At 59.8% G+C, this 21,122-nt stretch carries 10 protein-coding genes and 1 pseudogene; 9 read left to right on the plus strand and 2 right to left on the minus strand.

The window, feature by feature from the left end; translation table 11 throughout:
* Positions 1-13 precede the first annotated feature (13 nt).
* Together CKW38_RS07035 and CKW38_RS07040 are read right to left on the minus strand one after the other, a co-directional pair.
* Positions 14-949 carry an iron-sulfur-binding ferredoxin reductase gene (locus CKW38_RS07035; RefSeq protein WP_095112296.1) on the minus strand — a complete coding sequence of 312 codons (936 nt, stop codon included), beginning with the start codon at positions 947-949 and terminating at the stop codon, positions 14-16.
* Complete coding sequence (locus tag CKW38_RS07040; RefSeq protein WP_095112297.1) at positions 942-2,048, minus strand: diguanylate cyclase; 1,107 nt, start codon at positions 2,046-2,048, stop codon at positions 942-944. Before CKW38_RS07040 ends, CKW38_RS07035 begins: the two co-directional genes overlap by 8 nt.
* Positions 2,049-2,670: 622 nt before the next feature.
* Here CKW38_RS07040 and CKW38_RS07050 point away from each other — a divergent pair.
* From CKW38_RS07050 to CKW38_RS07095, 9 genes and pseudogenes are all read left to right on the plus strand, one after another.
* Positions 2,671-4,194, plus strand: a complete 1,524-nt coding sequence (locus CKW38_RS07050) for a fumarate hydratase (RefSeq protein WP_095112299.1) — start codon at positions 2,671-2,673, stop codon at positions 4,192-4,194.
* Between the two features lie 201 nt (positions 4,195-4,395).
* Positions 4,396-8,904: a SpvB/TcaC N-terminal domain-containing protein gene (locus CKW38_RS07055; RefSeq protein WP_095112300.1), complete on the plus strand. Its 4,509-nt coding sequence runs from the start codon at positions 4,396-4,398 to the stop codon at positions 8,902-8,904.
* Positions 8,901-11,669 (plus strand): RHS repeat domain-containing protein, encoded by a 2,769-nt coding sequence (locus tag CKW38_RS07060; protein WP_095112301.1) that lies wholly within the window; start codon positions 8,901-8,903, stop codon positions 11,667-11,669. The genes CKW38_RS07055 and CKW38_RS07060 overlap by 4 nt, the downstream gene beginning before the upstream one ends.
* A 27-nt stretch (positions 11,670-11,696) precedes the next feature.
* Positions 11,697-14,342: an RHS repeat-associated core domain-containing protein gene (locus CKW38_RS07065; protein ID WP_095112302.1), complete on the plus strand. Its 2,646-nt coding sequence runs from the start codon at positions 11,697-11,699 to the stop codon at positions 14,340-14,342.
* Between the two features lie 84 nt (positions 14,343-14,426).
* Positions 14,427-16,187: pseudogene (locus tag CKW38_RS07070) on the plus strand (ATP-binding protein).
* A complete protein-coding gene (locus CKW38_RS07075) occupies positions 16,187-17,515 on the plus strand; it encodes a sigma-54 dependent transcriptional regulator (protein WP_007916264.1) in 1,329 nt (442 codons plus the stop codon). The pseudogene CKW38_RS07070 and the gene CKW38_RS07075 overlap by 1 nt, the downstream one beginning before the upstream one ends.
* Positions 17,516-18,244: 729 nt before the next feature.
* Complete coding sequence (locus CKW38_RS07080; protein WP_007912608.1) at positions 18,245-19,564, plus strand: MFS transporter; 1,320 nt, start codon at positions 18,245-18,247, stop codon at positions 19,562-19,564.
* A gap of 395 nt (positions 19,565-19,959) precedes the next feature.
* On the plus strand, positions 19,960-20,235 hold the full coding sequence (locus CKW38_RS07085) for a hypothetical protein (RefSeq protein ID WP_007912609.1): 276 nt from the start codon (positions 19,960-19,962) through the stop codon (positions 20,233-20,235).
* 255 nt (positions 20,236-20,490) lie between these two features.
* On the plus strand, positions 20,491-21,120 hold the full coding sequence (locus CKW38_RS07095) for a flavin reductase family protein (protein WP_007912610.1): 630 nt from the start codon (positions 20,491-20,493) through the stop codon (positions 21,118-21,120).
* The last annotated feature ends 2 nt before the right edge of the window (positions 21,121-21,122 follow it).

Consider the following 21,122-nt stretch of genomic DNA (forward strand, 5'->3'; position numbering starts at 1 on the left):
TGAAATTCAGCGCTCAACCACGGCTCAAAAATACGTCGGCCAGCAGTTGGTTGCGCGGCAATCCGGCCAGGTACAGACGTCGGGCGAAGGCATCGACACTGGCCGTCGAGCCGCAGACTAAGGCCAGGGTTTGTCGGGAAACAAGGCGCAGTTGCGCCAAAGCGGCGGCTGACTCGGCCGCTGTCCACAACTCGACGCTGAGGTTTTCCCGCTGTGCAGCCAGCGCTGCAAGGGGTTTGCCCAGATAATGCTCGCCCGCATCATGGGCGACGTGAATGACGCGGATCGCGCCTTGGTGATCCTGACGCAAGGCTTCACGCAGCACGCCGAACAGCGGGCCTAAACCGGTGCCGGCGGCCAGCAGCCACAGCGGCCGGTTGTGCCAGTCCGGGTCGTAATGCAAGGCGCCGCCACGCAGTTCGCCGAGGCGGATCGGGTCGCCGATCTGCAAGCGCCGTGCGGCATCACTGAATTCACCGGGCTGGCGGCAATCGAGATGGAATTCGAGAAAGCGGTCTTCTTCCGGCAGGCTTGCCAGCGAATACGGCCGCGCGATGTGATTGATCCACAGCACCAGATGTTGCCCGGCGCTGTAGCGCAACGGCCGCTGCGGGGTCAGGCGCAAACGCAGGACGCTGTCGCTGAGCCAGTCCAGCGCTTCGACCACTGCCGGGCGACCGTCGGTGATCGGGTCGAACGTATGCACCTGCAAATCTTCGACGACCTGACACTGACACGCCAGGCGCCAGCCCTCCTGACGCTGCTCGGCGCTCAAGGCGTCCGGCCGATTGTCAGCCGGCAGGCCTTGCACGCATTGCACCAGACAGGCATGGCAACTGCCGGCGCGGCAGCTGTAAGGCACCGCGACGCCATTCTGATTGAGGGCATCGAGCAGGTTGCTGCCCGTGGCCACTGACCAGTGTCGTTCACCGACGCGAAGTTCAGGCATCGACGTTCTCCCACGCGGCCGCACAACGATTGCGCCCGTCACGCTTGGCCCGATACAAGGCCTGATCGGCGCGCTGCAAGGCGTCGTCCAGATCATCGCCCAATGCCAACAGCGTCATGCCGGCCGACAGGCTGAGGTTGCGCACATTCAGGCCGACCAGTTCAACGTCGGTGAAAGCAATACGCAGACGCTCGCAGCACGCGGTCAACCTTTCGGCATCACAATCGGGCAACAACACAACGAATTCCTCACCACCATAACGCGCCAGCACATCGCCGTCGCGCAGGCATGCTTGAGCAACGCCGGCGAAGGCCTGCAACACCTGATCGCCCGCCGCGTGACCGTGCAGGTCGTTGATGCGTTTGAAGTGGTCGAGGTCGATCAACGCCAGGCCGTGCACGACATCGTCGTCCATCGCATTCAGCTCTCGCGAGGCCAGACGCAGAAAATGCCGACGATTGAACAGCCCGGTCAATTCGTCGGTGGCGACCAGATCTTCCAGCTGACGCATCATCCCGCGCAGGGTGTCCTGATGCGCCTGCAAGGCAAACCGGCGCTGGCGCTGGCGTTGTCGCGAAACCTGGACGAAGCGCGCGTAAAGCACCAGCCACGCCAGCACCATCGCCAGAATGCACACCTGCAAGGCGGCAAGCGCCGGCTCGCGCAAGCGGAAGTAGTAGCCGTCCCACAGCGTGATGGCACAGAAACTGAAGAACACCAGCAGGGCACAGCGTATGAACGCCCGTCGACTGAGGTGGAACAGGCCGAACAGCAGGATCAACACGTAGAACACCAGAAAGGCGCCGCGGGCTTCATCCAGATGGGCGATCAGCCAGGTCTGCCAGCCGAGACCGATCAGCACCTGTGCTTCGGTCAGGCTGGGATCGGCAAAGCGCAGATTGCGCCCGCTCCAGAACAGTGCGAACAGCAGCGACTGGCTGATCACCACCAGCGCACTGCCGACGGCCACAGAAGTCAGGGACTGCTCGTAATGACCCGTGAAAAACGACAGCCACAGCAGCAGCAAAGCCAATCCATAGGTGGCCGCAGCGAGGGCAAAGCGTTTGAGCAAAAGACGTTGAATGGCGTTATGGGTCAATCGTTGACTCACCGTGCGATAAGAGGCTGACCGAGTGTCCTACTCTACAGACCGGCTGCCACTTTAGAGGCGTAGTCGATAAATGACCACCGATTTTCGGGCTCGAAATTTGACGTCAAAAGTGTGGCCTGCTTATACCGCCAAAAGCCCCTCACCCTAGCCCTCTCCCAGAGGGAGAGGGGACTGACCGAGTCGGTTGTTGGTGATACGCCGACCTGGAATACCGAGCCGAACTCAGGTTTGTACAGCATCAAGATCGGCTCCCTTTCCTGAGTCGAAACCAGATTTGAACAGCATGCACATCGACCCCTTTCCTGAGTCGAGCTCAGGTTTGAACAGCATCAAGATCGGCTCCCTTTCCCCCTCGCCCCCCTGGGGGAGAGGGCTGGGGTGAGGGGGTAAATCTTGACGTGCAAACCCGCTGTCCGATATTCGCCCACCCATGCGACCAACGAATGACTGCCGGCGCGTGTACGCCCCACCGAGGCGCGGTATACTGCCGCGCCTTTTTAGCGTCGCGCCAGCAGCCCCGGCGTGCCTTGAAAGGTGCTTGCGACCGACCGATGCACCCAAGCCGCAGGCACCTTATTGAATGTTCCCGTCTTTTAGAGGAGCGCGACTCATGACCGTGATCAAGCAAGACGACCTGATTCAGAGCGTTGCCGACGCCCTGCAGTTCATTTCCTATTACCACCCCGTGGATTTCATCCAGGCGATGCACGAAGCCTACCTGCGCGAAGAATCGCCAGCGGCCCGTGACTCGATGGCGCAGATCCTGATCAACTCGCGCATGTGCGCCACCGGCCACCGCCCGATCTGCCAGGACACCGGTATCGTCACCGTGTTCGTGCGCGTCGGCATGGACGTGCGTTGGGATGGCGCCAGCATGGGCCTGGACGACATGATCAACGAAGGCGTGCGTCGCGCCTACAACCTGCCGGAAAACGTCCTGCGTGCCTCGATCCTCGCCGACCCGGCGGGTGCTCGGAAAAACACCAAGGACAACACCCCGGCCGTGATTCACTACTCCATCGTCCCGGGCAACACCGTGGAAGTGGACGTGGCGGCCAAGGGCGGCGGTTCCGAGAACAAGTCGAAAATGGCCATGCTCAACCCGTCCGACTCGATCGTTGACTGGGTATTGAAGACCGTTCCAACCATGGGCGCCGGCTGGTGCCCACCGGGCATGCTCGGCATCGGCATCGGCGGCACCGCCGAGAAAGCCGCGGTCATGGCCAAGGAAGTGTTGATGGAATCCATCGACATCCACGAGCTGAAAGCCCGTGGCCCGCAGAACCGCATCGAAGAAATGCGTCTGGAGCTGTTCGAGAAGGTCAACCAGTTGGGCATCGGCGCCCAGGGCCTCGGTGGCCTGACCACCGTGCTCGACGTGAAGATCATGGATTACCCGACCCACGCCGCGTCCTTGCCGGTGTGCATGATCCCGAACTGCGCCGCCACCCGTCACGCACACTTCGTGCTCGACGGTTCCGGCCCGGCCTCGCTGGAAGCGCCACCGCTGGACGCCTACCCGGAAATCGTCTGGGAAGCCGGCCCGTCGGCCCGTCGCGTCAACCTCGACACCCTGACCCCGGAAGACGTGCAGAGCTGGAAGCCGGGCGAAACCGTCCTGCTCAACGGAAAAATGCTCACCGGTCGCGACGCCGCGCACAAGCGCATGGTCGAGATGCTCAACAAAGGTGAAACCCTGCCGGTGGACCTCAAAGGTCGCTTCATCTACTACGTCGGCCCGGTTGATCCGGTCGGTGACGAAGTGGTTGGCCCGGCGGGCCCGACCACCGCGACGCGAATGGACAAGTTCACCCGGCAGATCCTCGAGCAGACCGGCCTGTTGGGCATGATCGGCAAGTCCGAGCGCGGCCCGACCGCGATCGAAGCGATCAAGGACAACAAAGCCGTGTACCTGATGGCTGTCGGCGGCGCTGCCTACCTGGTCGCTCAGGCGATCAAGAAGTCGAAAGTGCTGGCCTTTGCCGAACTGGGCATGGAAGCGATCTACGAGTTCGAGGTCAAGGACATGCCGGTCACCGTTGCGGTGGACAGCAAAGGTGAGTCGGTGCACATCACCGGCCCTGCGATCTGGCAACAGAAGATCAGCGAAAGCCTGGCGGTAGAAGTGCAGTAAGCCCTTCGCCCCCTGAAAACGGCCGGTTCATCCAGAGGGATGACCCGGCCGTTTTTATATGTGCAAACCAATCGCGATAAAAAACCTGCCGAAGCACACAAAATGATCTTGCGCACCTGTCAGATCTGACAGGTTCATTTATGCGCTGTTCTTGTTAGCGTCAGTCCATTCACGCCCCTCTCGCGCGCAATGGATTCGACCATGCCTGATCAACAAGAGCTGAGCATCACCACCCCTTCCATCGCCAAAAGCGCATCGATCGCTACCATCGGCAAAAGCTGGGGCGCAGTGGGGCCGACCGGGGCGGCGTCGTTCGAATTGCCGATTCCGACGTCTGCCGGGCGGGGCTGGGATCCGCAGTTTTCGCTGAATTACAGCAGCCAAAGCGGCAATGGTCCGTTCGGCCTGTCCTGGCATTTGGGTGGCGTCGGTCAGATCAATCGCAGAACCAACAAAGGCGTGCCGCGTTACTCCGACCACGACGAGATCATCGGGGTCGATGGCGAAGTGTGGATGCCGGAGCTGGATGAAAACGGTGAATTCAAATTCCGTGAGGAAAGCACCTACAACAGCGTCGACATCGGCCCGCACAGAGTCGTGCGCTACTGGCCTCGAGTGGAAAGCGATTTCGCCCTGCGCGAGCGCTGGCAGCGGCAAACCGGGGAAGCCGATCCACCGGTATTCTGGTTGATACACGGCGCTGACGGCTCGCTGCACCTTTACGGCAAAACCGAAGCCACACGAGTTGCCGACCCGGACGCCCCTGGACACATAGCCACATGGCTGCTGTGCGAAAGCATGAACGCGCGCGGCGAACACATCTGCTTCGAATACAAGGCCGATGATCAGGATCCCGACCCGCTGCATGACTACCGCGCCCAGCGTTATCTGCGCCGCGTGTGTTACGGCAACTTCACGGCCAGCAGCGATCTGTACAGTTGGACAACGGATAATCCGGCCGAACTGGATTGGCACTTTCATCTGCTGTTCGATTACGGCGAGCGCAGCACGTCACTGACCGATATCCCGGTATATGACGGTGACTCCCTCAAACCCTGGACAGTCCGTCCTGATCGTTTTTCAACCCACGGTCAGGGTTTTGAACTGGGCACTCGCAGACTCTGCCAACAGGCGTTGCTGTTTCATCACTTTCCCGGGCAATCGACTGAGCAACCGAAACTGGTGCGCCGCCTGTTACTGGAATATCAACAACCGCAAAATATCGCGCAGTGGGCCTACAGCCAGATCAGCGCGGCGCACTATCAGGCATTCGATGCCAGCGGCGTAGTCGAAAACACACCACCGGTCGAGTTCGACTACGCCCCTTTCGACATCAATAAAACCCCGGCGCGCTTCCTCGAATTCGATGTTCAGCCGGGTATCGAGGACGGTGGTTTTTACCAGTGCGTCGATCTTTATGGCGAAGGCATCCCGGGTTTTCTCTGCCGCTATGACCAGAGTTGGTACTACCGCGAACCACGCCGCGCGACGAAAGGCCCCGATGAAATCGACTATGCGCCCTGGCTCGCGCTGGACAAGATTCCGGTCGCTGATCGCAACCGTCCGGTCCAGCAACTGCTGACCGACCTGACGGGTGACGGTCGGCTCGACTGGGTCACCGCACAACCGGGCATCAGTGGTTTTCGCACCCTGACAGAACAACGCACGTTTGCCGACTTCGTCCCTTTCGGCAGATTCCCGCCGGAGTTTTTCAACACCCTCTCGACGCTTGGTGACTTGATCGGCGACGGTTTGAGTAGCCTGGCGTTGATCGGGCCGCACTCCGTGCGGCTGTACGCCAACCAGCGCGAACAAGGCTTCGCCGCGCCTGAAGAGGTGCCGCACGAGCCCGACGACGACCGCTTGCCACTGTTTAGCAACTCCCGCACGGAACTGGTGCTGTTGGGCAACCTGCTGGGCAGCGACATGCCCGAGCTGTGCCGGATACGTCACGACGAAATTCGCTGCTGGCCGAACCTGGGTCACGGCCGGTTTGGCAGAGGTCGCAAGATCGGCGAATTGCCTTTCAGATACGAAACGTTCGACTCGTCCCGCGTGCGCCTTGCTGACCTGGACGGCTCCGGTGCCGCGTCGCTGATTTACCTGCAATCGGAGTTCTTCGAGATCTACCTGAATCGCGGCGGCAATGGTCTGGAGCAAACACCGATCAACGTACCGTGGCCGGACGGCGTGCGCTACGACCGGCTCAGTCAAGTGAGCTTCGCCGATCTGCAAGGCCTGGGCTGCGCCAGCCTGATCCTGACGGTGACGCACATGCAACCGCAGCACTGGCGCTACGATTTCGTCTCGGCCAAGCCGTATCTGCTGACCAGCAGTAACAACAACATGGGTTGCAGTGCCAGCGTGGTCTACCGCAGCTCGGCGCAGGAATGGCTGGATGAAAAACGCCAAATGCCCACCCTTAGACGTTTTCCGGCGTGCCACCTGCCGTTCCCGGTGGCGGTGGTCCATAAACAGCAGCAACTGGATGAAATCACCGGCAACGTTCTGACGCAGACTTTCACTTGGCGCGAAGGCTTCTACGACAGCCGTGAGCGCGAGTTCCGTGGTTTCGGCCTGCTGCAACAAACCGACAGTGAGAGCGCCACCGGCGCTGAGGGCACCGGATTCAGCGAACCGATGCGGGTCTGCACCTGGTTTCATACCGGGCAATCAATGGATCGACCGCGCGACGACTACTTCAATCGGGATGTACACGCGGTAGCCCTGGGCAACACCCTGTTCAGTCGATATCACTCACAAGACGATGTCGATGAAATCATTCCTGCGCACGATGACGACGCCCGGTATCAGATCTCCCGGGCGCTGGTCGGCGCCGTCACACGCATCGAGACCTATGCCGATACAGCTGTGGACAGCGGCGAAACTGCGACGCTTTATACCGTCGAGGAGCTGCGTTACCTGGTACGTGAAGTGCGCGAGCAAGGTCCTTATGCTGCCGCCGTTCTGCTGTCCCTTGTGGTGGAGAAGATCAGTTACCAGTACGACGGTTTTATCGATGATCCACGCTGTCGCAATGAGGTGACCCTGCGCCACAACGTCCACGGTCAGCCGACGCATTCCATCACAGTGAGCTACGGCCGGCGACTCACAGAAAAGGATACGCCACCGTTCAAGGATCCTGATGAACAGCGATGGTGGCGCGACGCCCATGACCTGGCGCAACAGTCGTTTTACCTGAATGAAAGCCGTGCAACGTTTATCGATCTGATCAGAGACCTGCTGCGTTGGCGCCTCGGCTTGCCCTATCAGCAGCGTGGCAATGCGCTGGTCTTGTCCAAAGGCACACTGCCCACCGGGCTTACGCCTGAGCAAGTGTCCTATGAGTGCCTGAAGAAACATGAGGATTCGGCGCACTGGAACGCTGAACGGATGCTGATCACGCAATCTGTACAGCGCTACTTGAGCACCGATGGCCAACTGCTGGACGACGGCGTTGCCGGATTCGAGGCCCTGGCCGGTCCACTGGAATTGGCACAACTGGACAAGACTGCGCTGGATGCTTACAGCGTGTTGCCTGCGCCCTTCAATGTGCGTGACGAACTGGAGAAGATTGGCTATCTGCCCATGCCGTTTCTGTTCTGGGTAAATCCCTTGGGCAGCACGGAGCATGACCTGTGGTCGGCAAATTTCGGCTACGCCGAATACGCCAGCCTCGACGGTTTCTACAAGGTACTGCGCTATCGCGAAACCCTCAGCCATGGCCACACCCGAGCCGAATATGACGCTCATGCGCTGGCCGTTATCCTCGTGGAACTGCCGGATGGCTGCACCACGCGCATTGAATACGACTACCACGCGCTGCAACCGCTGCGCATCATCGATGCCAACGACAACACTCACGAAGCGCTCCATGAACCTTCCGGCCAGCCCTTGGCCAGCAGTTTTTACGGCACCGAAAACGACAAGGCTGCGGGTTTTAACCCGCTGAGCGACTACTTGCCTCCGCAGGATCGGCGCCCGGCTACGGCGATTGCCGATCCGCCCGCCGCCGTGCAAAAAGCCGCCAGTACCCTGCGCAAGGATCTGTTCAGCTGGATGGGGCAGATCGCCAACGGCGCCAGCGCATGGATTGCCCAAGGCTATCTCCTGCCCAGCGGCCACATCAGGGCCAGTGCGCGGCAAAAACTCGCCCGGCGCCAGGGAGCCTTGACGCCTGAAGAGCGGGCATTGCACCAGGCGATCGGTGCGGTGCGCCGAGAACCGGTGCACAGCGTGATCCTCAGTGCCGACCGCTACCCCGATGATCCGTTAAGGCAGGTCCAGATCGTCAAAGCCTGTGTCGACGGCTTTGGCAGGGCTCTGCAAACCCAGCAACGGGTCGATCCGGGCAAGGCATATGCCGTGGGCGACGACGGTTCATTGATCGTCGAAGATGGCCAGTTCAAAGAGGTCGATACTGACTCGCGCTGGCGCATCAGCGAACGGGTCGAATACAACAACAAGGGGTTGCCGGTCCGTCAGTTTCGGCCGTTTTTCGCCGATACCCACGGTTACGTCAACGATCAGTCGCTGCGCGAAATGGGCTTCTTCGATCAGGTGTTCTATGACGCCCTTGGCCGACAGATCAAAGTGGTCAACGCCAAGGGCGATTGCTCTCGAGAAACGTACCACCCCTGGTTTCACACTAGCGAAGACTTCAATGACACCGCCGAGCCGTCCCCGCCAGCCAAGGCATCGCGGTCATGACTGCCAATGTGCACCGGCGTACACCCGCGCTCGCGGTGAGCGATGCCCGGGGCCTGCCGGTACGGCAAGTTGCTTACCTGCGTAACGTGGCCGATGACACACCTGCTGCCCTTGTCAGCCACCAGCAACATGACCACGCCGAACGTCTGATCGAGCAGTGGGACCCACGCCTGTCGGCACCTGCCCTGACCACGGTCTACAGTCTGGACGGTACGGTGTTGAAATCCGACAGCGTCGACGCCGGTTGGCGCCTGACCCTGCCCGGGCGGGCCGGTGAGCCTTTGGAGCGTTGGGACGAGCGCGGCAGCCATTGGCGCACGACGTTCGACAAGCAATTACGAGTGATCGCGGTCGAGGAAAATGGCGAGGTCAATGTCGATGTGTTCACCTATTCCGACGCCTCGGCCGATGCGGGGCACAACCAGCGTGGCCAGTTGCGGGAGCAGAAAGATCGCTCGAGTTCGCTGCGCACCGACAGTTTTGCCCTCAGTGGCCAGCCGCTGAGCGAGACGCGCACCTTCCAGGATGAGGCAGCGTTCAGCAGCCACTCGGTGTTCAGCCCGATGGGCGCAGTTCTGGAACAGACCGACGCCGGCGGCCATCGGCGCCGCTCTTGTTACGGTCTGGCCGGGCACCTCAAGCGAGCGGATCTGTGGATCAGCGGCACGCCGGACTGGCAAGCGGTGCTGCTGGATACGCAGTACAACGCCAACGACCAGATCATCGAGCAACTGGCCGGCAATCAGGTGCGCAGTCAGTGGACCTACGACCCGGCGGACGCTCGTTTGCACACTCAATCAAGTCGCAAGGACGGCGGGGGCGTCCTGCAAAACGTCGAATACTTCTACGACCGTGTCGGCAATATCACTCGCATCGAAGACCACGCCTTTCAGCCACGCTACTTCGCCAACCAGTTGATCGACGGCCACCGCGATTTCACCTACGACTCGCTTTATCGACTGACCAGCGCCACCGGCTACGACGACGCCCCGCCACCGGACATTCCCGGCCTGCCGCAACCGGGCGATCCGAACAATCGACTCAATTACACCCAGACCTATCAATACGACAACGGCGGTAATCTGATCGAACTGCGTCACGTACGAAACAGCAATCCCTTTACTCGCCAAATGTGCGTCGACCCGAACAGCAACCGCGGCGTGCGCTGGAGAACCGGCGACGATCTGCCGGACTTTGACACGTTGTTTGATCGCCACGGCAATCAGCTGGAACTCAAGCAAGGGTCGACGTTGCAATGGAACGCGCGCGATGAGCTGGAAAGCGTGCCGCTGGTGACTCGAAAAAACAGCAACAGCGACGCCGAGCATTACCGTTACAGCCAGGGCCAGCGCGTCTTCAAATGCCATGAATGGTTTACCGACACGACCCGCCACTTTCATCAGGTGCGTTACCTGCCCGGCCTGGAAATCCGCAGCAAAGACAACGGCGAAGAGCTGCACGTCATCACCCTCGGCAATGCGCGTTGTCTGCACTGGGTCAGCGGACGCCCCGGCGGCATTGAAAACAATCAACTGCGCTACACCCTCGAAGATCACCTCGGTTCCTGCGTCATGGAGATCGATCAACAGGCCGATGTGATCAGCGAGGAAGGTTACTACCCCTTCGGCGAAACAGCGTGGATAGCCGCCTCCCACGAGATCGACGTTGAATACAGGTTCATCCGCTACTCGGGCAAAGAGATGGACGTCAGCGGTTTGTATTACTACGGAGCACGGTACTACGCGCCGTGGTTGCAGCGCTGGATCAGTGCGGATGCAGAGCAGGCCGATGGGCTGAATCTTTATGCGTTTGTGGGCAACAACCCGATGCGCTACGTCGATCCTGACGGCAACAAACGTGCGGAAAGCGTGATTTTACTGACGTCGGAATTTGTTTCAGTCGTCAACAATTACTCCACGGAGGTGGTGAATCAGCTGCATAACATTCTCCATCCGATTGGACTCAACAGAAATATGGTGCTGAGCTTAGTCGTCGAAGGCGGTTATTGGTATGCCGCATCCACCCACGGAGGAAGTCTCGGTAACGGATTTGTCGATAGAATTATCCCCCCTCCCACTGAAATCGCCGCTTATCCGACAGTAGGGAACGTGTTCGGCGGCAACGCCGCTGGCGACGTCGCTACGAAAATGATAGATCCGGTAGCGGAAAGTTTCGGAATCAATTTGGGCCCGCTGATTCCTCAGACCTCGAAAATGTCTGTCAGCGCCATTGACAAAAGTTTGGGCATCGAAGGTCCCGTCAAGGAGATCAAATCGTGGAAAGATGTAAAAAGCGAATTGCGCGACCCTGTCCTCAACGCCGTGTTCAACCCGGAACTTATTATCGGCAGAGTGCTTGGCGCAGTCATATCGTTCGTCCCCCACTTTCTTAATCTGTTTAAAAAGGCAATGGATAACGAGGACATCAAGAATCGACTGGACCCAGCGAAAATCGAAAAAATCGAAAACATGCTTGATGAATGGAAAGCCGCCGTAGAACAACGCGCTGGCTGGGCAGAGAACGCGTTTGACGCTCTGGGCACCGACGTCATTTCGCCCGCCGAGATATTGCCCAACATTACCCATATGACCTCCGCGCAAAGGCTGAAACCGATCACGCGCTCGGCCATGCGTGAACAAACCAACGCCGTACTGGGCAATATTTCACGCGCTCAGGCCATGGTCGCCTGGTACAAGGAAATGGGCACCACGGACAATCAGTTTTTGCATAAGCAGAAACATACCAACAAGAAAAAGGCTGCCTGAGATGACGGTCTGTGCGAGTGTCTGGGCATGAATCAGTCAGTACACTGGCATACGCCAACGCTGCGCGTTCATGACCCCAGAGATCTACCGCTCAGCAATGTCTCGTACCTGCGTACAGTGGCCGGCGCGCAAGTAGAGCGCCATATCACCCGTCAGCAGCATGACCACGCCGGGCATCTGGTCGCGCAATGGGACCCGCGTCTGTCGGCACCTTGTCTGACTACGGTTTACAGCCTGATCGGCGCGGTATTGAAGTCCGACAGTGTCGACGCCGGCTGGCGTCTGACTTTACCGGGGCTGGCCGGTGAGCCGTTGCAGCGTTGGGACGAGCGTGGCAGCCATTGGCGCGCGACCTTCGACAAGCAATTACGAGTCATCGCGGTCGAGGAAAATGGCGAGCAAAATGTAGATGCGTTCACCTACGCCGATGCCTCGGCCGATGCGGGGCACAACCAGCGTGGCCAGTTGCGGGAGCAGAAAGATCGTGCCGGTTCGCTGCTCACGGACAGTTTTTCTCTGACCGGCACACCGCTGTGCGAAACCCGCACGTTCCACGACGGTGAACCGTTCACCAGCCACCAGGTGTTCAGCCCGCTCGGCGCGTTGCTGGAACAGACTGACGCCTGCGGCCATCAACGACGCTCGCACTACGGCCTGGCCGGGCAACTCAAACGAACTAAACTGCTGATCAACGGCACGTCTGACTGGCAACCGGTATTGCTGGACGGGCAGTACAACGCCAACGACCAGATCATTGAGCAACTGGCCGGTAATCGTGTGCTCAGTACGTGGACGTACGACCCGGCGGACGGTCGTTTGCTTACCCAGTCCAGCCACAAAAATGGCGGCGGCGTCGTGCAAGACCTCGAATACATCTACGACCGCGTCGGCAACATCACCCGCATCGAAGACCACGCTTTTCAGCCGCGATATTTTGCCAATCAACGAGTCGACGGCCATCGCGATTTCACTTACGACTCGCTCTATCGGCTGACCAGCGCCACCGGCCACGACGACGCGCCGCCGTCAGAAATTCCCGGCCTGCCGCAACCGGGCGATCCGAACAATTGCCTCAATTACACCCAGATCTATCAGTACGATCACGGTGGCAACCTGATCGAACTGTGCCATGTACGGGCGGGCAACAATTACACCCGGCAAATGCGCATCGATCCGAGCAGTAATCGCGGGGTACGCTGGAAAACAGGCCAGCCGGAACCGGTGTTCGACGATCTGTTTGATCGCCACGGAAACCTGAACGCGATGCCCCCCCGCAAACCGCTGACCTGGAATGCCCGCGATGAGCTGGAAAGCGTGACTCTGATCCAGTGCGAGGACGGCCCCGATGATGCCGAACATTATCGCTACAGCCAGGGCATGCGCGTGTTCAAACGCCACGAATTCCATACCTCCACAGCCGCACACTTTCATCAGGTGCGTTATTTGCCGGGGCTGGAAATCCGCACCCGCGACAACGGCGAAGAGCTGCACGTCATCACCCTCGGCAACGCCCGTTGTCTGCATTGGGCAGCGAAAAAACCCGAAGGCATCGCCACCGATCAACTGCGCTACAGCCTGGAAGATCACCTCGGCTCCTGCGTCATGGAACTCGATCAACAGGCACAACTGATCAGCGCCGAAGGGTACTACCCGTTCGGCGCCACGGCGTGGATAACCGCGCCTTCAGAGATTGAGGTCCCCTACAAGTTCATCCGCTATTCGGGCAAGGAGATGGATATCAGCGGTTTGTATTACTACGGCGCACGCTATTACGCACCGTGGTTGCAGCGCTGGATCAGTGCCGATCCGGCAGGGGATGTGGATGGATTGAATCTGTACGTGATGGTGTCGAACAACCCGATGATTTACGTCGATACCGATGGGCGCGGACGGTTCGATGTCTCCCAGCTCGTCGGTGTATTTCGCACCACCGCCAACGTCGCCAGCCACGCCCATGATGCCGCAACTGAATTTGATGGCCCCGACGACGAAGCCAATGTCAGTCAGGAAACCCGAGCAGGTATGACCTTTCGCCGCTACCTGTTCAGTAAAAACGGATTAGCGGCGTTTGGACTCGGTTTCACCGTGGGTGCCGCTCTCGGCGGAGTAGCCGGATCATTCGCGCTGGGAATCGGTAACACGATTGGCGGTGTTGTCGGCGGCCTGCTAGGCGGTTTGGGCGCAGCCTATATCCGCTACCGTTTTTTCAAGCGCGGCATTCGCGTAACCGAAGCACTGCACACGGCTCAAGTCCGCGATGCCACACAAACCCTTGCCCAGGGTGCAAATGATCTGGCCAACGGCACGCTGCCACAGTCTATTCAGGATGGGGTCAACCAGATCCGGCAAACAGCCACAGAGGCCATTCTGCAAGAGGTCAAAAAATTCGCCCCTCTGGATCAGCTTGATTTCACAAAAATGGTGGACCAGGGCATTTCAGTCGCTGACGCTTACCGCACGATAACGGCTAAAACCACTGCGCTCATCAACGACACCCGGGACACACTGGCAACGACTCAAGACATGCTTGATAACCTCAGCGAAGCCGACAGTGTGACTGAACGCCTGCAACAACTGGAGCAGTCAATTGCTGACGAACCACGCCCCAGACCCGTGCCGAAACCACGGCTGAATCTTCAGCGTCGACCTCAGATACAGGAAACGTCTGTATGACCAATGTGACCGGCGCGAACAGCACGCCGAGCCACCTCGGCGCATGCTATCGTGCCCGCCCGACCTGCCGACCCTTCGCCCAGCATGCTGCCGACTTCCCGTACCTTGCGTCTGTCGTTGTATACCCTGCTGATCATTGCCGGCGCGGCGCTTGCCGCCACACTTGCGATCCGCCACGCCGAACGTCAGGCGCTGGAGGAAGACGCCGCCCGCGCCAACCAGCAACTGGCGTTGTACGCCAATTCCCTGCACACCCTGATCGACCGCTACCGTGCCCTGCCCGCCGTGCTGGCGCTGGACCCGCAATTGCGTTCGGCACTGGCCGGGCCAGTCGATGCCGCCGAACAGGCGGCGCTGAATCTCAAGCTGGAAAAGATCAACGGCGCGGCACAATCCTCGACCCTTGAACTGCTCGACCACACGGGCCTCGCCGTGGCGGCGAGCAACTGGCGTCTGCCGAGCAGTTACGTCGGCCACAATTACGGTTTTCGTCCCTACTTCAGCCAGACCCGCACCCAGGGCACCGGGCGCTTTTATGCCGTGGGCGTGACCAGCGGAATTCCCGGCTACTTTCTCTCCAGCGCGGTGCTGGGTGACAACGACGAGTTCCTTGGCGCGATGGTGGTCAAGCTGGAATTCCCCGAACTGGAACGGGAGTGGAGTCAGGGCAATGACACGCTGCTGGTCAGCGATGCGCGCGGGATTATCTTCATCGCCAATCAGCCCGGCTGGCGTTATCGCGCGCTGCGGCCGTTGAGCGCCCGCGACATGGATGAGATCAAAGCCACCCGGCAGTACGACAAGCAATCGCTGCTGCCCTTGACTCATTTATAGCTGCGCCGCTTCGATGACAACAGCGATCTGCGTCGCGTCGAAGGCCCGCAAGGCACGGCGGATTATCTGTGGGAATCGCTGCCCCTGAGCGCCGAAGGCTGGACCCTGCACCTGCTGCGCCATCCGCAAGTGGCGTTCGAAGACCTGCGCAACGCCGGGCTGGCCGCCGCCGGGGTGTGGCTGGCGCTGGTGTTTCTGTTGCTGTTTCTCAACCAGCGCTGGCGCCTGTCGAAGATTCGTCAGCGCAATCGCCAAGAGCTGGAACAACTGGTGGAAGAACGCACCCGCGACTTGCGCACCGCGCAGGACGGTCTGGTGCAATCAGCCAAACTCGCCGCGCTGGGGCAGATGTCTGCCGCGCTGGCCCATGAAATCAATCAGCCGCTGACCGCTCAGCGCATGCAACTGGCGACCCTGCGCCTGTTGCTCGACCATGGCCGTGTCGACGATGCCTATAAAGCCCTGAAACCGGTGGACGAAATGCTCACGCGCATGGCCGCCCTCACCGGCCACCTCAAGACCTTCGCGCGTAAAAGTCCCAGCGGCTTGCGCGAACGACTGGATCTGGCGACGGTGGTTGATCAATCGCTGCAGTTGCTCGATGCGCGGCTGCGCGATGAGCAGGTCAGTCTGGTGCTGCACCTGACCCGTCCGGCGTGGGTGCGCGGTGATGCGATTCGTCTCGAACAGGTGCTGATCAACCTGTTGCGCAATGCCCTTGATGCGATGCAGGGTAAACCCTGCAAGCGCCTGGAAATCCGTCTGGAAGCCGATGAGCAACTGTGGCGCCTGAGCGTCAGCGACAATGGCGGCGGCATCGCCGAGGACCATTTGGGCCAGGTCTTCGACCCGTTCTTCACCACTAAACCGGTGGGCGACGGCCTGGGTCTCGGCCTGGCGGTATCCTTCGCCATCGTGCATGAATCCGGCGGCCGCCTGAGTGTTGAAAATGGCGACAGCGGCGCGGTGTTCAGCCTGACTTTGCCGATCGATCTGGAGGCACACATCTGATGCTCAACTCAGTGATGGTGGTCGATGACGAAAGCAGCATTCGCAGCGCCGTTGAACAGTGGCTGAGCCTGTCGGGCTTCGAGGTGCAGTTGTTCAGCCGCGCCGAAGACTGCCTCGCCGCCCTGCCCGCGCACTTTGCCGGGGTGATCCTCAGCGACGTGCGCATGCCCGGCATGGGCGGCCTGGCGTTGTTGGCCGAAGTGCAGAAACGCGACGCTGACCTGCCGGTGATTCTGCTCACTGGTCATGGCGATGTACCGATGGCGGTCGAGGCGATGCGCGACGGCGCCTACGACTTTCTGGAAAAACCGTTCAGCCCGGAAACCCTGCTCGGCAGCTTGCGCCGGGCGCTGGACAAACGCCGTCTGATTCTGGAAAACCGTGCCCTGCACGAGCAGGCCGACAACCGCGCCAAACTTGATGCGACGTTGCTCGGCGTGTCCCGTGGCTTGCAGACGTTGCGTCGACAGGTGCTGGATCTGGCGGCGTTGCCGGTCAACGTGTTGATCCGTGGCGAAACCGGCAGCGGCAAGGAACTTGTCGCGCGTTGCCTGCATGATTTCGGCCCGCGCGCGGCCAAGCCGTTCGTGGCGCTGAACTGCGCGGCGATTCCTGAGCAGTTGTTCGAGGCGGAGTTGTTCGGTCACGAGAGCGGCGCGTTCACCGGCGCCTCGGGCAAGCGCATCGGCAAGCTGGAATACGCCGATGGCGGCACCTTGTTTCTCGATGAAATCGAAAGCATGCCGCTGGCGCAACAGGTGAAACTGCTGCGCGTATTGCAGGAGCAAAAGCTTGAACGGCTGGGTTCGAACCAGAGCATTCGCGTCGATCTGCGCATTGTTGCGGCGACCAAACCGGATCTGCTCGATGAAGCCCGGGCCGGACGTTTTCGCGAGGATCTGGCCTATCGCCTGAACGTCGCCGAACTGCGTTTGCCGCCGCTGCGCGATCGTCGCGAAGACATTCCGCTGCTGTTCGAAACCTTCGCCCACAATGCCGCTGAACGCCTGGGGCGCACCTTTCCACCCTTGAGTGGCGCACAGTTGAGTCATCTGCTCAGCCACGACTGGCCGGGCAACGTGCGAGAACTGGCGAACGTTGCCGAACGCCAGGTGTTGGGGCTGGATGAACCGGCGCCGGGGATCGATCCGGGGCAATCGCTGGCGGCGCAGCAGGAGGCGTTTGAGGCGCAGTGTTTGCGTGCCGCGCTGACCCGGCACAAGGGCGATGTGAAAGCGGTGCTGGAAGAGTTGCAACTGCCGCGCCGTACGTTCAATGAAAAGATGCAGCGGCATGGGTTGAGTCGGGAGATGTTTCTGAGCGAGTGAGTCGGGCTTGGGATTTTCGGTGTGGCTGAGATCTTTCCCCCTCACCCCAGCCCTCTCCCCCAAGGGGGCGAGGGGGAAGGGAGCCGATCTTTATGCTGTTCGAAACCTGAGTTCGACTCGGTATCTCAGGTCGGTGTAACTCGAACAATCCACTCGGTCACCCCAGCCCTCTCCCCCAGGGGGCGAGGGGGAAGGGAGCCGATCTTTATGCTGTTCGAAACCTGAGTTTGACTCGGTATCTCAGGTCGGTGTAACTCGAACAATCCACTCGGTCACCCCAGCTCTCTCCCCCAGAGGGCGAGGGGGACGGGAGCCGATCTTCATGCTGTTCGAAACCTGAGTTCGACTCGGTATCTCAGGTCGGTGTAACTCGAACAATCCACTCGGTCACCCCAGCTCTCTCCCCCAGGGGGCGAGGGGGACGGGAGCCGATCTTTATGCTGTTCGAAACCTGAGTTCGACTCGGTATCTCAGGTCGGTGTAACTCGAACAATCCACTCGGTCAGTCCCCTCTCCCCCTGGGAGAGGGTTAGGGTGAGGGGCTTTTGATCTTCGCCCCAATAAGCGGAAATCCGCTCATCAAACTAAATCCTTCGGCGATATCCCGCTCACCCCAACCCGCTCGGCCCTCTAAACCGGCCCTCCCCCCGTTGGCACACCTCCTGCTATAGCCCTCGCAGGCTGCGTTCCAACGCGCTCCACAAAAACAATTAAACGAAGGATCCTTCAATGGATAACTCCAACGCCCTGCCACTTGGGTCGGCTGCCGTGCCGGCCAAAGAAAGAACCACCGCCAGCCGGATCAAATCGATCTTCAGCGGTTCCGTCGGCAACATGGTCGAGTGGTACGACTGGTATGTGTATGCCGCCTTCTCCCTGTACTTCGCGAAAACCTTTTTCCCTGCCGGTTCCACCACCGCCCAACTGATGAACACCGCTGCGATCTTCGCCGTCGGCTTTCTGATGCGTCCGATCGGTGGCTGGCTGATGGGCATGTACGCCGACAAGGTCGGACGTAAAAAAGCCCTGATGGCCTCGGTCTACCTGATGTGCTTCGGCTCGCTGCTGATCGCCCTCAGCCCGAACTACGAAACCATCGGCATCGGCGCGCCGATCCTGCTGGTGTTCGCGCGACTGCTGCAAGGCCTGTCGGTCGGTGGCGAATACGGCACCTCGGCGACCTATCTCTCGGAGATGGCGACCAAGGAACGTCGCGGCTTCTTCTCCAGCTTCCAGTACGTGACCCTGATCTCCGGCCAGCTCATCGCGCTGGGCGTACTGATCGTGCTGCAGAACGTGCTGACCACTGAACAGCTGTACGCGTGGGGCTGGCGTATTCCGTTCGCCATCGGCGCGCTGTGTGCGGTCGTGGCGCTGTACCTGCGTCGCGGCATGGAAGAAACCGAGTCGTTCACCAAGAAAGAGAAGTCCAAGGAAAGCGCCATGCGCACCTTGATGCGCCACCCCAAAGAGTTGTTGACCGTAGTCGGCCTGACCATGGGCGGCACCCTGGCGTTCTACACCTACACCACCTACATGCAGAAATACCTGGTGAACACGGTCGGCATGAGCATCTCCGACTCGACCACCATTTCTGCCGCCACGCTGTTCCTGTTCATGTGCCTGCAACCGATCATCGGTGGCCTCTCGGACAAGATCGGTCGTCGTCCGATCCTGATCGCCTTCGGCGTGCTGGGGACGATCTTCACCGTGCCGATCCTGATGACCCTGCACACCATTCAAACCTGGTGGGGCGCGTTCTTCCTGATCATGGCGGCGCTGATCATCGTCAGCGGCTACACCTCGATCAACGCGGTGGTCAAAGCTGAATTGTTCCCGACTGAAATCCGCGCCCTGGGCGTCGGCCTACCGTACGCACTGACCGTATCGATCTTCGGCGGCACCGCCGAATACATCGCGCTGTGGTTCAAGAGCATCGGCATGGAAACCGGTTACTACTGGTACGTGACCGCGTGCATCGCAGTGTCGTTGCTGGTGTACATCACCATGAAGGACACCCAGAAACATTCGCGAATCGTGACTGACTGATCGGGTTTTCACAGCCACTGCAACGGTGACTGTGACTGTGACTGTGATGGACTCTTCGCGAGCAGGCTCGCTCCCACATTTGGAATGCATTTTTCCTGTGGGAGCGAGCCTGCTCGCGAATGGGGTCACCGCGTTATCCAGACCTGCATGAAAAATTCCTCACACACGCCGCAACGCGATTAATCGCTAATTAATGCTGCCCGCTCATTCTGCAATCACCTGATCGATGACCTGCGCGACGCTCGCTCCGACGACGAAAGCGAATTCAACGCGCCGCCCTTAATATCAGGTTAATCGATTGTTATTAGCATTATTTTGCACTTTTTAATCAATTTAATTGGCGTAGCATTAAACCCATGCAAGACACACCCGCCAACGAATCCGGAGTAACCGACATGAAAACCAAACTGATCCTCGCCCTGACCCTGTCCGTACTGGCCGCCAACACTTTCGCTGCCGACGGCTCGGACAAAACCAAATCTGCCGACTTCATCAGCGGCGCCAGCGCGGCCATTGAAACCAGCCACTCGGGTACTTACGCCGCTGACGGTTTTGATAAAACCAACATTGGTAAAGCTGTGGCTGCCGATGGTTTCGACAAGACCAATCTGGGTAAAACGGTCGCTGCTGACGGCTTCGACAAAACCGGCACCGCCGCTGCCATCAGCTAAGTATCCGCAGTCCTCCCACAGCCCGGCCTTGGCCGGGCTTAGTCATTTCTGGGGCATGATAATTTTCTCAAATACACAAATCCCCTGTAGGAGCTGCCGAAGGCTGCGATCTTTTGATCTTGATCTTTAAAAGCAAAATCAAAAGATCGCAGCCTTCGGCAGCTCCTACACGGGGTTTTGCGTCTGGCTGGAAATATGCCGGGCGTCCTTGCACTATGGCTGCATCCGAAACGCAGCCTCAGGAACTCACCCGCCATGCCCGATGACATCCACTTCTATGAACCCGCCAACGGCCACGGTCTGCCCCACGATCCGTTCAACGCCATCGTCGGTCCACGGCCTATCGGCTGGATTTCTTCACAGGATGCCAACGGCCGGTTGAACCTGGCGCCGTACAGTTTCTTCAACGCCTTCAACTACATTCCGCCGATCATCGGTTTTTCCAGCGTCGGGCGCAAAGACAGCCTGAACAACATCGAGCAGACCGGCGAGTTCGTCTGGAACCTCGCCACCCGCCCGCTGGCCGAACAGATGAATCAGAGCTGCGCGATGGTCGCGCCTGAGGTCAACGAGTTTGAGTTGGCGGGATTGACGACCGTCGCGTCAAAGGTGATTTCGGTGCCACGGGTGGCCGAAAGTCCGGTGTCCTTCGAGTGCAAGGTCACGCAGATCATTCAATTGCAGCGCGCTGATGGCGAGACGGTGCCGAGCTGGCTGATCCTCGGCGAAGTGGTCGCCGTGCACATCGCCAAGTGGCTGTTGAAGGATGGCATCTACGACACCGCCGCGGCAGAACCGATTCTGCGCGGCGGCGGGCCGGCGGACTACTTCCAGCTGGGGCCTGAGGCCCTGTTCAAGATGTGGCGTCCGGGCGCAAACAAGTAACG

It is taken from the genome of Pseudomonas sp. Irchel 3H7, assembly GCF_900187605.1.
Lineage (GTDB): Bacteria > Pseudomonadota > Gammaproteobacteria > Pseudomonadales > Pseudomonadaceae > Aquipseudomonas.